The organism is Pseudomonas sp. LS1212 (genome assembly GCF_024741815.1).
Classification (GTDB): domain Bacteria; phylum Pseudomonadota; class Gammaproteobacteria; order Pseudomonadales; family Pseudomonadaceae; genus Aquipseudomonas.
On record NZ_CP102951.1, the window covers coordinates 3,031,413 to 3,046,082 of the forward strand.

At 62.2% G+C, this 14,670-nt stretch carries 11 protein-coding genes and 1 pseudogene; 11 read left to right on the top strand and 1 reads right to left on the bottom strand.

The annotated features are described in order from the left end of the window. The first annotated feature begins 3 nt into the window (after positions 1 to 3). From NVV94_RS14095 to NVV94_RS14135, 9 genes are all read left to right on the top strand, one after another. Complete coding sequence (locus NVV94_RS14095) at positions 4 to 1,014, top strand: polysaccharide deacetylase family protein (RefSeq protein WP_258443021.1); 1,011 nt, start codon at positions 4 to 6, stop codon at positions 1,012 to 1,014. Next, a complete protein-coding gene (locus NVV94_RS14100; protein WP_258443022.1) occupies positions 1,011 to 2,315 on the top strand; it encodes an oligosaccharide flippase family protein in 1,305 nt (434 codons plus the stop codon). The genes NVV94_RS14095 and NVV94_RS14100 overlap by 4 nt, the downstream gene beginning before the upstream one ends. Further along, positions 2,312 to 4,240 carry a hypothetical protein gene (locus tag NVV94_RS14105; RefSeq protein WP_258443023.1) on the top strand — a complete coding sequence of 643 codons (1,929 nt, stop codon included), beginning with the start codon at positions 2,312 to 2,314 and terminating at the stop codon, positions 4,238 to 4,240. Before NVV94_RS14100 ends, NVV94_RS14105 begins: the two co-directional genes overlap by 4 nt. Continuing rightward, positions 4,237 to 5,424 carry a GNAT family N-acetyltransferase gene (locus NVV94_RS14110; protein ID WP_258443025.1) on the top strand — a complete coding sequence of 396 codons (1,188 nt, stop codon included), beginning with the start codon at positions 4,237 to 4,239 and terminating at the stop codon, positions 5,422 to 5,424. Before NVV94_RS14105 ends, NVV94_RS14110 begins: the two co-directional genes overlap by 4 nt. Beyond that, the gene (locus NVV94_RS14115) at positions 5,396 to 6,166 is read left to right on the top strand and encodes a carbohydrate deacetylase (protein WP_258443026.1); all 771 of its coding nucleotides are present in this window, start codon (positions 5,396 to 5,398) and stop codon (positions 6,164 to 6,166) included. Before NVV94_RS14110 ends, NVV94_RS14115 begins: the two co-directional genes overlap by 29 nt. 177 nt (positions 6,167 to 6,343) lie before the next feature. Beyond that, positions 6,344 to 6,817: a VOC family protein gene (locus NVV94_RS14120; protein ID WP_258443027.1), complete on the top strand. Its 474-nt coding sequence runs from the start codon at positions 6,344 to 6,346 to the stop codon at positions 6,815 to 6,817. Positions 6,818 to 6,943: 126 nt separating this feature from the next. Continuing rightward, positions 6,944 to 8,143, top strand: a complete 1,200-nt coding sequence (locus NVV94_RS14125) for a hypothetical protein (RefSeq protein WP_258443028.1) — start codon at positions 6,944 to 6,946, stop codon at positions 8,141 to 8,143. Positions 8,144 to 8,281: 138 nt separating this feature from the next. Further along, positions 8,282 to 9,460: an efflux RND transporter periplasmic adaptor subunit gene (locus NVV94_RS14130; protein ID WP_258443029.1), complete on the top strand. Its 1,179-nt coding sequence runs from the start codon at positions 8,282 to 8,284 to the stop codon at positions 9,458 to 9,460. Positions 9,461 to 9,471: 11 nt separating this feature from the next. Further along, on the top strand, positions 9,472 to 12,591 hold the full coding sequence (locus tag NVV94_RS14135) for an efflux RND transporter permease subunit (RefSeq protein ID WP_258443030.1): 3,120 nt from the start codon (positions 9,472 to 9,474) through the stop codon (positions 12,589 to 12,591). A gap of 50 nt (positions 12,592 to 12,641) precedes the next feature. Here the strand turns inward: NVV94_RS14135 and NVV94_RS14140 are convergent, their stop codons facing one another. Continuing rightward, positions 12,642 to 12,830, bottom strand: a complete 189-nt coding sequence (locus NVV94_RS14140) for a hypothetical protein (RefSeq protein WP_258443031.1) — start codon at positions 12,828 to 12,830, stop codon at positions 12,642 to 12,644. Positions 12,831 to 12,832: 2 nt separating this feature from the next. Between NVV94_RS14140 and NVV94_RS14145 the strand changes: the two genes are divergently transcribed. Both NVV94_RS14145 and NVV94_RS14150 read left to right on the top strand, forming a co-directional pair. Next, positions 12,833 to 13,888, top strand: a complete 1,056-nt coding sequence (locus tag NVV94_RS14145; protein WP_258443032.1) for a tetratricopeptide repeat protein — start codon at positions 12,833 to 12,835, stop codon at positions 13,886 to 13,888. Between the two features lie 216 nt (positions 13,889 to 14,104). Further along, positions 14,105 to 14,667, top strand: a pseudogene (locus tag NVV94_RS14150) (ATP-binding protein); the annotation flags it as partial. Between the last annotated feature and the right edge of the window lie 3 nt (positions 14,668 to 14,670).

The following is a 14,670-nucleotide window of genomic DNA, read 5'->3' on the forward strand; positions in this document are numbered from 1 at the left end:
CCCATGCCAATCAAACAAATGTTCAAGCGCACCAGTGGCTGGCTTTATCTCAACTCGCCGGTAGGCCGCCGACAACTGCGTGGAGCCGGTGTGATCCTGATGTTGCACCGGATACTGGCCGATGACCGAAGCGCCGAACTGCCCCATCGCAACGAGTTGTGCGTCGGCCCCCAGGCCTTCGAGCAATTGTTGCGCTGGCTGAAACAGCATTTCGAATGCGTACCGTTGATGGATTTGCTGCAACAGGACGCTCCAGGCAAAACGCCTTCGCGGCCAAAAGTGGCGCTGACCTTCGACGACGGCTGGCGTGACAACGCGCTCAATGCCTTTCCGCTGTTGCAGCGCCACCAGGTGCCGGCAAGCATTTTCCTGTCTACCGACTACATTGGCAGTCACCAGCGTTTCTGGTGGGAAAGCATCGGCGAAACCCTGTGGGGGACCCATGGCACAGTGGCTCGCCAGCGCCTGGTCGAGCAACTGAAAAAAATCGGCAGGCCCTTGCCAGCCGCCTATCATATTGCCGACAACGACCAGCGCCGCAGCCTGGCGCTGGCCCATTATCTGCAAAGTTTGAAAACACTGCCGGCACATGCCTTGAGCACGCTGACCAAGCGCTGCCCGGACGAGTCACTGCCGCAAGCGCTGGACTGGCAGCAGGTGCGCGCCCTGGAAGCGTCCGGGTTGATCAGCTTCGGTCCACACGGGGCCAGCCATGCGATACTCACCGGTCTGGACGACTACCACCTGGAGCAGGAGCTCTGCCGCAGCCGTGACGCCCTGGCCAAGGGCTGCCAGCAACCCTTGCCGGTCTATTGCTACCCCAATGGCGATAACGACCTGCGGGTGCGTCAACGCCTCGCCAGCCACCGTTACTCCTATGCCCTGAGCACCCAGGCCGGTATCTGCCGCGGCAATGACGATCCACTGGCCCTGCCGCGCATTGGTGTCAGTCAGCGCAATGCCAAATGCCCTTCGCTGCTGGCCTGGCGTATCAGCCGCGGTGGCCGCGCATGAACCGTGAGCGCTACATTCGTCATCTGGTACTGAGCATGGGTACCCGCGTGGCGATGATTGCCTTGCAGTTGCTGCGAAACGTCTTGCTGGCGCGCATTCTCGGCCCCAGCGAACGCGGCCTGTTCGCCCTGCTCAGCGCCCTGCCCGACCTGATCAGCGCCGTCACCAGCGGCGGCCTGAATTCGGCGGTTGGTTACCAGGCCGCCAAAGAGCGCCCCATGGGCCTGCTGCTCAGCCAGATACTGGTCTTCGGCTGCCTGATCGCAGGTTTGCTGACACCGCTTTGCGTCCTCTTGATGCGTGAGTTCGGGACCGAACTGGATATCACCGTGCAACTCGGCCTGCTGGCCTGGCTATTGCTTCTGGCAGTGCCGTTGGCTGTGCTCAAGAGCGGGCTGTTGACCCTGCACAATGCCTCCGGCGGCGTGGTTGCCTTCAGTGCCTTGCGTCTGCTCGAGTCGCTGGCACCCTTGCTGTTGTTCCTCGGCCTGTTCTGGATGTGGCACAACGCGGCCCTCGAAGCCGCCCTGCTCAGTTGGCTGGCAGGCCTCAGCCTGGTGGTGTTGCTGGGTTTGATCTGGCTGCATCGCAACCACACCGTGAAGCTGTCCTGGGATCGCAGCAGCCAGAAAGAACTGTTGAGCTACAGCGCCAAAAGTCACCCGGAATTGCTGTTCAGGCAAGTCATGTTGCGCGCGGACTATTTGTTCATCGGCGCCATGCTCGGCAGTACCGCCCTGGGCCATTACGCCATGGCCAGCGCCGCCGCCGAACTGCTGCTGATTGTCCCGGAAGCCGTTACCACACCGCTGATGAATCGCCTGCTGCAACAGGACAGTGACATGCAGCGCGTCACCCCGCTGGCCCTGCGCCTGACAGCGACCTTGATGCTGTGCGCCTGCCTGAGCCTGGGCCTGAGCGGTGAGTGGCTGATCGTGGTGCTGTTCGGTGCCGAATACCAGCCGGCCTATCCCGCGCTGGTGGCTTTGCTGCCAGGCTTGTTTGGCCTGTGCTATGTGAGCATCCTGCGCCTGGACCTGCTGGGCAAGAACCGTCCTGGCGCCATTTCCCTGATCATGGGCTTCAGCGCGGCGCTCAACCTGGCACTCATCGTGCTGCTGATCCCTGCCTATGGCATTGTCGGCGCCGCCATTGCATCGTCGATCGCCTACCTGGCGGTGGCCTTGGCGATGCTGGTGCTGTATTGCCGGCTGAGCGGCGTGCCGCTGCTGCAGACCTTGATGATTCTGCCCAGTGATCTGCTGCCATTGCGGCAAATGCTGACAGGCAGGACTGCATGAGGTACGCCGCAGTCGCCGTTGTAGCGATCGGCCTCGCTGGCGTGGTCCAGGCCGCTCCCATGCGCTGGCCCGAGATTCGCGACGGCAGCTTTTACCTGCGCCCGGACAAGGCCGACACCCTCACCGTCAGTTGGGCCCCGGCGTGGCAGGCCGACGCCAACGAAGAGCGTATCTACCTGCTCGACGGCCAGGGGCAATTGCGTGACGAGCGGGTTATCCCGCCTACCGAGCCGCGCGGTCGGCAGGTTTGGCAACTGCCCGTCAGCGCCGCCAGTTATCGTGTGGAGATCCCGGGCTACAGCTTCCGCAACTATCGCCTCGAACATGATGGAAACACGGTCGTGCAGTTCGCCCCGGCCAAGGTGCACTTCAGTGCCAACGTCGCGGACGGCACCGAACTCTACTTCAAGGTCCGGGGCGGCGAGCAGGCCGTGCTCGCCGGCAAATTTCACGACGGCGTCAAGGCCTTGTATGCCGAGCGCCTGGCCGACGGTTTCAAGGTCGCGCTGCCGCTCAAGCCTAATCGAATCTATTGGCAGTTCGATCAGGCAGCCTTGCCTGTCACGGCCCAGGACCAGACCTGGCGACTGACCCTGGAGGGCGACGGCAAGGCCGCCTTCTGGCTGGACGGTACCGCCAATCTGTTTGCCCAGCGGCCGGAACACTTGCAACCGCTGCGTCAGGATCCGGGCCACACGCAATTGAACCTGCACGCCGAAGTGCTCGGCCCGACGCCCAATCTCGGCGTTGCCCTGCCGTATGAACTGCTGCCGCAATCAAGCCACGCGCTATTCGATGTAATCAAGCCACGCGCTGGTGGCTATTACAGTTTCGTCGACATACTGGCCGGCAGGCCACACTACGAAGATCGCTTTCGTCAGCTCTACCAGGACCGCTTCGGCATCTATCAGGACATAACCCTGCTTGCCGGCAGCAAGCGCCAGGCCGATCTCAACCCGGATGCCCAGAGCATGGCTGGCCTGGATGCCTGGCTGGCCAGCACCGTCGCACTGGGTGGCAAAGGGTTGCACTACCTGTCCTTCGCCGACGAACCCAACTACAACTACCGCGACTATGCCACCTACAAACGCTTTTTCGATGCCATGTCCCGCCAGGTCCGCGACTACCCTGGCGCACGAGAGGCGGGTGTACGCATTGCCATGCCTGCCAGTTCTCGACTGATCAATGGGCCGTTCGTTCCTGGCGGTGCCAAACGCCGAGGCATCGATTGGGCGCGACGCATGCTCAATGAGTCCGGTGAACAGATCGATGCCCTGGCCTGGCACGAATGGATGATTCGCGACCTGCTCGCCACGCGGGTTTACCGCGACAACGTGCGCCGCGCCGCGGACCTGGTCGGTCTTCAGCCAAATGGCCGCCCGCGCAAGGCACTGCTGCTGGACCAGACTAATATGTCCAGTGGCTCGAGCCTGAGCCGGTACGAACAGGACAGTCACTATGCTTCGTTGTGGTGGGCTTCGGTCGCGATCAATTCAGCCCAGGATGGACTGCTCGATATGCTCAACTGGTTTCATGCCGCCGATGAACCGGAGTACCCCAAGGGCATGGTGCGAGTGCTGGGCCCCGACCGGTACCAATTGAAACCGGTGGGCCTCGCCCAGCAATTCATCCAGGCCCATTGGCTCGACCAGGTCCAGCGCCTGGACAACAGTGCCTTCGAAGTCGATGCCCTGGCCATGTCCACCGGTCAACAACGCAGTGTGCTGGGTGTCAACAAGGGCGTACGCCTGCAACACATCAGCCTGCAAGGCACTGGCTCCACATGCCCGCTGCCGACTGCAATCCTGACCTTGTTCGGCTCCGACAGCCGTAGCCGTACAGCGCAAATCGGCTGTCAGGATGGCCGCCTGGACTTCGAAATACCTGGCGAGACGTTGTTCGCCCTGACTTGGAGCGCATCATGAGAGAGGTCACCTTCGAGTGGCGGAATTCATTGTGTACCACGGACTTCCCGTGCACGGCCTACGAAGACCTGCGTCAGCGTGTAGCCGGCAGTACACCGTTCAATACCCTGGCGTGGATGTGCGCGGCCGAACGTGCCCTGCCTGCCGGTGAACAATTGCAAGTATTGCTTGGCTGGCGAGCTGGGCAGTTGCAGTTGTGTCTGCCGCTGGTTATCGCCTGCGAGCGCTTCGGCGGCCTGCCGTTCAAGATCGTGCATCACCTCGGTTTCCCGCTCAGCGATCGTATCGCGCTACTGGCCACGCTCGAGCCCAGGCCCACCCGGCAAGCACTCAGGCAGATTCGCCGGCGCATGCCGCATGCCCTGTTGCAACTCAACGAACTGCCAGGTTCCACGGAACCGGAAACGCTGCTCAGCCAATGGGCCAGGTTCAGCTCCACCGTGGAAGACCGCCTCAGCTGCCGGGCGCCGGTGCACCTGATCAGCGACACGGACCGTCAGGAAGTGTCGGGCGACCCACGCTACAAACTGCGTCGCGCGCGCAAACGTATCGCCGCCTGCGGCGCCCAGGTGCGCAGGCTCACCCCGGATGCGACCAGCATGGGGCCGTTGCTCGACGCCATCCGCGAAGTCGAGGCGGTCAGCTGGAAGGGCGACGAAGGCGTGGGCATATTTGCCGACGCCCGCCGCCAGCAGTGGATGCGCGAAGCCTTTATCGCCCTCGCAGGCGAAGGCCGGGTGCGGGTGGTGACCCTGGAACTCGAGGGCCGCTGTATCAGCTATCGCCTCGGGCTGTTCGAGCAAGGCCGGATCTACGACTACAATTTGGCCTTCGTGCCGCAATACGCCGATCTGGGCAGCGGCCGGGTACTGCTCGAGGAGTGGATTCATTGGGGGCTCGACGAGGGCTGGAGCTGGATCGATGCCTCCCGGGTCAGCCTGGAAAACTCCAGCCATCAACTGCACGAACGCATGACCGGGCTGCTCGAACACCGTCGCTGGAGCTTCTATTCCTGGCGCCCCAGCGGCCTGTGCCTGGGCCTGGGCCTGCGCTTGTGGCAGTATCTGAAACCCCGTCTGCAAGCACTTCGGGCCAAACGCGCGGCAGCACGGGCCAGGCTTGCCGTCACTACCGACACACCTCTGGAGGGTCGCGATGCCGTACCAAGTCATAGTCAACGCTGACGATTTCGGCCTCAGTGGCAATGAAAACGCGGTGATCCTGCGGGCCTTTCAAACCGGCATGATCAGTTCGGCCACGATCATGGCCAATATGCCGGCCTTCACCACGGCCTGCGTGTTGGCACAGCAGCCTTTGTTGCAGGGGCGGATCGGCCTGCATTTCAACCTCACCTACGGCCGCCCGTTGAGCGAGGCGATCCTGGCGCAACCACAGTTCTGTAACAGCAACGGCGAATTCGACCTCGACCTGCCCCGCCATCAACTGTGGCTGGGACGAAAGGCTCGCCAGGCCGTGCGCGCAGAACTGCACGCGCAATGGCAACGTTGCCTGGACCACGACCTGCTGCCCAGCCATCTGGACTCCCACCAGCATGTGCACAATATCTGGCCGATCGGCGAGATAGTCGCGCGTTTTGCCGCCGAGAAAGGCGTGGCCGTGCGCCTGGCGCGCAACATCGGCAAGAACATCGGGCCGGCCAAATGGCTGTTCAAGACACTGCTCAATAGAAGGCTGCACCAACTCTGCGGGGCAACAGCCGGGTACGTCTGCACCCCGGCCGACCTGCGCAATCTCGAACCACCGACACAAGGCGTGCTGGAAATCGTTACCCATCCGAGCCGGCTCGGTACCGATTTCGGCGATGCCTACCTGGAGACCGGAGAGTCGCTCAAGACGTTGCTGGACCAGCGACTGTCGAATGTACCGCGGGTGGGTTACCGGGTGCTGGGCAAGGCGCCGGCCTGACGGCACCGTTCGGCGGCCATTTCATTGCTCGGGATTGACTTATCCGAAATACTGTATATATATACATACAACCAATCGCCGAGTCTGCTGTCCATTGATTGGTAAGACCCAACAAGCCAGCAGGGATTTTCATACGGCTTGTACGGTGAGTCATCACCCAAAAAGGAGGATAGGAAAATGGCCGTCAAACCCATACCCGAAGGTCAGCACAGCATCACCCCGTACCTGGGGATCGAAGGTGCCGGCGAAGCCATCGAGTTCTACAAGAAAGCCTTCGGCGCCATCGAAATGTTCAGGCTCCCCACCCCCGACGGCAAGGTCGGGCACGCGGAGTTGAAGATCGGCGACTCCACGATCATGCTCGCCGACCCTTGCGACCAGGGCGTGCTGCGCAGTTCTCAATCGCAAACCAATGGTGCTTCTGTCGCCCTGCATCTGTACGTCAACGATGTGGATGCGCAGTTCGCCCAGGCAATCAAGGCCGGCGGTACCCAGATCGAGCCAGTAAAGGACCAGTTCTACGGTGATCGTACCGGTTCCCTGAGGGATCCCTTCGGCAACGTCTGGTTCCTTGCCACGCACAAGGAAGACCTCTCGGTCGAAGAGATCAACCGGCGTGCGGCCGAGTTGTTCGGTGGTCAAAAAGGCTGATCGAAACCCACGGCCCACCGTGAGCAGCGGCGGGCCGTTTACCGCATTACATCCCGAGTGACTCTTCTCGCCATTTGTCTTACCGTGCCAGTACTCAATCGCAAGGCGTAGTGGCCGGGATCGCCCATGAGAATCATCGAAAAGAACGGCACCCTGGTGCGCACCCTGACCCCCGCCGAGGAAGTCCTGGCCCGTGGCTTTGCCGACGGCAGCCTGGAAGGCCATCGCCTGCTGCAAGTCAATCAGTTGCTGATGAAAATCCGCAGCAACGGCCAGTGGCTGGCCTGCGATTGCCGGCCCGATGTGCTGCCGGTGATGAACGTCACCCTCAACAGCAGTACCGGTACCCTGTTTCTGAAGAACAACCCCGGAACCCCGGAACACGCCGTGGACTGCGTGTTCATCAAGGATGAACGTGAAGCGGGAGCGCCGGGCAGCGATCGGGATGAACCGCCGGCCGCCTGGCTGGCGCCGGACATGCCGTTGAAACTGATCGGGGACTTTCGCAACAGCCCGGACAGCGATACCGAACGCCCTGGCGTGCAGGGCCTGGGCAAAAAGGAGCAGCATCGGCTGCTTTCGCTACTGGTCACCCTGATCGAAGCCAGTGGCCTGAATGTCTACGCCACGCACCTGAAGCAGGACCTGACCCAGCAGTTCGGCGAATTGCGCAGCGTCGCCACCCGTTACCCTTTGGTGGAGCGCGTTCCGGCCAGCAATTACCTGGAAACGCGCATCGACATGAAACACATGATGATGCTCAAGTCGCGCCTGCGTGAGTCCAGTGCGTTCGGCAACCACCGCCGCTATGGGCTTTTGCTCGACTGCATCGGTGACGTCAAGGCACGCAAGTTGTTCAACGACCGCAGCGACAACGGTTTCGATTTCCAGGGCCATCATCTGCTCTGGGGCGGCGCGAAAACCAGCGGCCCCCTGCTCGCCCTGGCCATTTACTCGCCGACCACGGCAGGTAGTCACTTCTACGAGATGATCCACGTCGCGACCCTGCCAGTGTTATCCCGGGCCCACCTGTTCCCGGTGTACCGGGACGAAGAACGCGAGCCGCTGAAAATGCTCGTATCGCTGATCGACTGGATGGCCGGCAAAGGCGTCAAGGTGATCATGCGTCGCCCGGTGATCGGCGGCGCGGTAATGGATGAACTGGTACTGAGCTCGGACCTGGACCGCGTCTTGTCGGTGTCCCTGATGAACGCGCCGCTGGGGCCGGAGCCCAGCTCCGATACCTTCAAGCGCTTTGCCGACTTCAAGAGCCTGGACACCTTCCGCAAATACGTGGCCGGGTTCTTCATGCGCGAGCGGGACTGACACATCCCGCCCGTTCCCGCGCGCGGGAACGAGGAAAGCCCTTATTCCTAACAGTTTTTAACACATGTCCTACACGACTTGGCTGTTATTGGAACCTCGAGTGCCTTAGCATGCCGGGGTCTATTATGGAAGATTCGCATGTCTACTCCCGCCCGACTCTACGCGCTTGCGCCCATCCTTGCGTTGTTCCTCACCGTCGCCGCTTGCGATTCAAAGAGCCCCCCCGAAGAAAAAAGCCCCCCGAGCAAGGTGGCCGTCGAAACCGTAAAGGTGCAGCCACTGGCGATCAGCAGTGAACTGAGCGGGCGCATTCTGGCCCCGCGCATCGCCGAGGTGCGCGCACGGGTGGCCGGCGTGGTGCTGCAGCGGGTGTTTCGCGAAGGCAGCGACGTCAAACAGGGCGATGTCCTGTTTCGCATTGATCCGGCGCCTTTCCAGGCCGATTACGACAGTGCCCGGGCCAGCCTGGCAAAAGCCACGGCCAACCGTTTCCAGGCTCGCCTGCAGGAACAACGCTACAGCGAGCTGATCGGCATCAACGCCGTCAGCCGCCAGGACTACGACAATGCCCGCGCCAGCGCACAACAGGCCGATGCCGACGTGGCCTCGGCCAAGGCCGCGGTGCAAAGGGCTCGCCTGAATCTGGGGTATGCCACCGTCACCGCGCCTATTTCCGGGCGTATCGGGCGGGCGTTGGTGACCGAGGGTGCGCTGGTCGGTCAAAACGAATCCACGCCATTGGCGACCATCCAGCAACTCGATCCGATCCATGCCGACCTGACCCAGTCGACCCGCGAACTCAATGCCTTGCGCCGGGCCTTTCGCGCCGGCGCGTTGCAGCAGGTCGGCCAGGACCAGGCCCGCGCCACATTGATCCAGGACGACGGCACACCCTACCCGCTACCGGGTAAATTGCTGTTCTCCGATATCAGCGTCGAACCGAGCACCGGCCAGATCATTCTGCGCAGCGAGTTCCCTAACCCGGACCTCGACCTGCTGCCGGGCAGTTTCATCCGCGTGCGCCTGGAGCAGGCAGTCAACCAGCAAGGCATCAGCGTGCCGCAACGGGCGGTCCTGCGCGACAGCGCAGGCTTGCCACATGTTCTGCTGGTCGATGGGCAGCAACGCATCAACGAGCGCCCGGTGCAACTGGGCGGCGTCCAGCAGGACCGCTGGATCGTGACCGAGGGCCTGGCGCCCGGTGATCAAGTGGTGGTCGAAGGCGTGCAGCACGTGCGTGTCGGTGACCAGGTGCAGATCGATGATCCGTCCCCGTCCAAGGCAACGCTCCCTATCGTCCAGACCACCGGCCAGTGAGGCCCTGACCCATGCCGCAGTTTTTCATTGACCGCCCGGTCTTCGCCTGGGTGATTGCACTGTTTATCCTGCTTGCCGGCGCCATGTCGATCCCGCAGTTGTCGGTGGAGCAGTACCCCAACGTGGCGCCCCCACAGGTGGAGATCTATGCCACCTACCCTGGCGCCTCCGCGCAGACCCTGGACGAAAGCGTCGTCAGCCTGATCGAACAGGAGCTCAACGGCGCCGACAACCTGTTGTACTTCCAGTCCCAAAGTAGCCTGGGCAGCGCCACCATCACGGCCACCTTCGCCCCTGGTACCCATCCGGACCTGGCTCAGGTCGATGTGCAGAACCGCCTCAAAATGGTCGAGTCGAGATTGCCGCAAGCCGTCATCCAGCAAGGTCTGCAGGTGGAAAAGACCTCTGCCGGGTTCCTCTTGCTGGTGACCTTGACTTCCGAGGACGGTCGTCTCGATGAAGTCAGCCTGAGCGACTACCTGGCGCGCAACGTGATGAACGAGATCAAGCGCCTCAAGGGTGTCGGCAAGGCCCAAGTGTATGGCTCTGAACGCGCCATGCGGATCTGGATCGACCCACAGAAGCTGATTGGCTTCAACCTCACGCCCGGCGACGTGAATGCCGCCATTGCCGCACAGAATGCCCAGGTAGCGGCCGGCAGCATTGGCGACCTGCCAGGCCGCTCGACCCAGGAAATCACCGCCAGCGTGGTGGTCAAGGGCCAGTTGTCGACGCCACAGGAGTTTGCCGACATCGTCCTGCGTGCCAACCTCGATGGCTCGAAAGTGAAGATCGGCGATGTCGCCCGGGTCGAGATCGGTAGCGAGGAATATCAGTACGGTACGCGCCTCAATGGCAAGCCCTCGACCGCCTTCAGCGTGCAACTGGCCCCCGGGGCCAACGCCCTTGAGACTGCAACGCTGATTCGCGTCAAGATGGACGAACTGTCGCGGTATTTCCCGGCCGGGGCCAAATACGACATTCCCTACGACACCGCTCCCTTCGTCAAAGTCTCGATCAGTCAGGTGATCTATACCCTGGCCGAAGCGATGGTGCTGGTGTTCGCGGTGATGTACCTGTTTTTGCAGAACATCCGCTACACCCTGATCCCGACCCTGGTCGTGCCCGTGGCGCTGATGGGTACGTTCGCGGTGATGCTGGCGCTGGGTTTCTCGATCAACGTGCTTACCCTGTTCGGCATGGTTCTGGCCATTGGCATTCTGGTGGACGATGCGATCGTGGTGGTGGAGAACGTCGAACGGATCATGGCCGAGGAAGGCCTGTCGCCCCGCGATGCGACCCGCAAGGCGATGAGCCAGATCAGCGGCGCGATCGTCGGTATCACCCTGGTGCTGGTGGCCGTGTTCATCCCGATGGCCTTCATGCAGGGTTCGGTCGGGGTGATTTACCAGCAGTTCTCGCTGTCGATGGCGACCTCCATCCTGTTTTCGGCATTTCTTGCCCTGACCCTGACGCCTGCCCTGTGCGCCTCGCTGCTCAAGCCGATCACCCCGGGCGAGCATCAGCAAAAGCGCGGCTTCTTCGGCGGGTTCAACCGCCGTTTCGAGGCGTTGACCCAGGGTTATCAGCGCTGGGTGGTGCAAGCGCTCAAGCACAGTGGCCGTTATCTGTTGATTTACGGGGTGCTGCTGATCGGCCTTGGCCTGTGCTTCAGTCGCCTGCCGTCCTCCTTCCTGCCGGTGGAAGACCAGGGCTATACCATCACCGACATCCAGCTCCCGCCAGGCGCAAGCAAGAACCGCACACTCCAGGTCGTCGAGCAGATCGAGGCGCATAATGCGCAGGAAGCGGCGGCAGCGAACAGTACGGTGCTGCTGGGCTTCAGCTTCTCCGGGAGCGGCCAGAATGCAGCGCTGGCCTTCACCACGCTCAAGGACTGGTCCGAACGGGCCACGGAGGACTCGGCCGCCGCTCTGGCTGAACGGGCCAACACAGCTTTTGGCGCCATCAAGGAAGCGATCGCCTACTCGGTCCTGCCGCCTCCGCTCGATGGCCTGGGCACCTCAAGCGGATTCGAGTTCCGCCTGCAGGATCGCGCAGGCCTTGGCCACGCGACCTTGATGGCCTCCCGCGACCAGTTTCTTGCGGCCGCGAAAAAAAGTCAGGTGCTGGTCAATGTGCGTGAAAGCGCCCTGGCCGAAAGCCCGCAAATCCAACTGGAAGTGGACCGCAGCCAAGCCAACGCCCTGGGCGTGGCCTTTGCCGATATCGGTACGGTGCTGTCCACTGCGGTCGGTTCTGCCTACGTCAATGACTTCCCCAACCAGGGCCGTATGCAGCGGGTCATTGTCCAGGCCGAAGGTGACCAGCGCAGCCAGATCGAAGACCTGCTCAAGATCCATGTGCGCAATGACAGTCGCAGGATGGTGCCGATTTCGGCCTTCACCCGGGCACACTGGACTCAAGGCCCGGTACAACTGACCCGCTACAACGGCTACCCGGCCATTGCCGTATCCGGCGAGCCTGCGCCTGGCTACAGTTCGGGCGAGGCGATGAGCGAAATCCAGCGGCTGATCGATCAATTGCCGGTGGGCATGGGCCTGGAATGGACCGGCTTGTCGTTGCAGGAACGCATGTCCGGAGATCAGGCGCCGATGCTGCTGGGCTTGTCGCTGTTGATCGTGTTCCTGTGTCTGGCGGCCCTCTATGAGAGCTGGTCGATACCGACATCGGTGCTGTTGGTGGTTCCGCTCGGCGTGCTGGGTGCGGTATTGGCGGTCACCTTGCGCGGGATGCCCAACGATGTGTTCTTCAAGGTCGGGCTGATTACCCTGATCGGGCTGTCGGCCAAGAACGCGATTCTGATCATCGAGTTCGCCAAAAGCCTGGTCGATGAAGGGCACGATCTGATCGACGCCACTGTCCAGGCTTCGCGCCTGCGCCTGCGGCCGATTGTCATGACCTCCCTGGCATTCATCCTGGGCGTGGTCCCGCTGGCCATCGCCACCGGCGCCAGTTCCGCCAGCCAACAGGCCATCGGTACCGGTGTGGTCGGCGGCATGCTCAGCGCGACCCTGGCAGTGGTGTTCGTACCGGTGTTTTTCGTGGTGGTGATGCGGTTGGCCGGGAAAGGCAAACCGGTGCAGCGCACGGCTGTTGATTCGCTGTAAACACCGCCAGGGGAGCCCTGCGGGACTCCAGCGCAGCCTGGCGGCAGCTGCTACATTTCGCCTTCACCCTGAGCGTGGCGGTGCAGACAGCCGATGTCGGTGTCGCCAGCCTGTTCGACTAAGCTCAACAGGTGTCCCATGCGTTGAAAAAGCCGCAAAAATCCTGTGACGAACGCAACGGGTTTGACTCCGGCCGTCACCTGACCGAAGCTGAGGCCCTTTTCGCGGCTCGGATTCACGCATGCCCAAGGCTCCACGTTATTCGACCATCAGCCTGATACTGCTCGTCATCCTGGGCGTGGGCTGGTATGTCCTGCGCGATGATGCGCCAGAACCACCCCAGACGCTCAAGCACAGTTACACCAAGGCTCTGGAGCAGGCACACAATGGCCTGCCTGGCGCTGCACGCGTGCTGTACCAGCAACTGGCCCGCAGCGATCTTTCGGACGTGCGCCGCGCCAGCCTGCACGCCGAGCTACCCAACTACCCCAGCCCGCAAGCCTTGAAGCTGGCCGATGCGGACTTGCAGCACCCCTCGCCACTGGTCCGCCAGGCTGCGATCGACAGCGTGGTCGGCCTGGTACCAGGACCGCAACGCAGCCTGTTGCTCGGCCCGTTACTGAGCGACGACGACCACAGGATACGCTTTGCCGCCGCCAAGGCCATGCTCGGCCTTGGCCCCGATGAACTCGGGTTGTATTACGGGCCGCTGCAGACGGTGCTGGATGAATATGTTCGAGTCCTCCAGGCCGAGCTCGACGACGGCCCCGCGCAACTGCTGCTGGCGCGGCTGTACCTGCATGACGGTGCCTACCCCGAGGCCCTGGCTGCTCTGCAGCGTTGCCTGACGCTCACGCCTGACGACCTCGATGCAGTGGCGCTCCAGGTCCAGGTCCTGGAACGCCAGGGGCAAACCGACCAGTCGCGGCAAGTATTGGCCGATCAACTGATCCGCCACCCGGACTCGGCGTTCCTGCAACACGAGCTGGGCCTCTGGTTGCTGCGCCACGGGCAAAGCGAGTACGCCTTGCTTGCCTTTGCCAGGGCGCTGGAGCTTGAGCCGGACAACTCCCAGTATCGCTACACCCTGGCTACCAGCCTGCACGACCTGGAACAAGTCGAGGCCGCCCAGAAACAGCTCGAAGCCATCCTTGCGCAACAACCCGCCAACCGCAAGGCACGGCTGCTGCTGATCAGCTATTGGAAGGAAACCGGGCAACTGCAGAATGTGCAGGTACTGCTGGCCCAACTGGAGCAGCAGAACCCTGACGATCCGATCCTGCAACAAGGGCTCTGAATCCGAAGTTGAACCGCCCGCAACGGGCGTGGTCCAGTGATAGAGAGCTGTTTGTTGGCCAATGCCGCCTGTCGTCACCTTTCCCCTGACCCGCGAGGGCGGGCGCTGATGACCGCCAGTGGCAAACAGGCTCAACGGCCGGTTACCAGCCCTGGCGCGCAACTGGGCAATGTGATGCTCCTGGAACGGCCCTTCCCTCCCGCTACGCTGATCAGTCTGGTAGGATTCTCCCGCCGCCAGTCGCTCGACTCAAAACCTGTGGAGCTGAACCCGTTGGTCACGGCCATGGCCGAGTTTCTGCAGGGAAGCCTCAATGAATGCATCGAGCTCCAGCTGGACCTGGGCCAGGATTTGTGGGTAGCCGAAGCCGACCCTCATCAAGTGGAAAGTGCCCTGCTCAACCTAGTGATCAACGCCCGTGACGCCATGCCCAACGGCGGGCAGCTGCGAATCCAGACATGCAATCAATACCTGGACGAGCGCTTACCCGTAACCAACACAACCTGGCGGTCGGTGACTATGTGGTCCTGAGCGTGAGCGACAACGGTTGTGGCATGCCGCAGAGCATCATCAATCGCGCGTTCGACCCATTTTTCACCACCAAGCCCATTGGCCAGGGCACGGGCCTGGGGCTTTCGATGATCTACGGTTTCTGCAAGCAATCGCAGGGGCATGCAGCGATCAAAAGCCAGGTTGGCAAGGGAACCACCGTCAGTGTGTATTTACCGCGCCATAGCGGTCAGCAAGCGATTGCCGAGCCTGCCCTGCCCCACGAGGCGCAG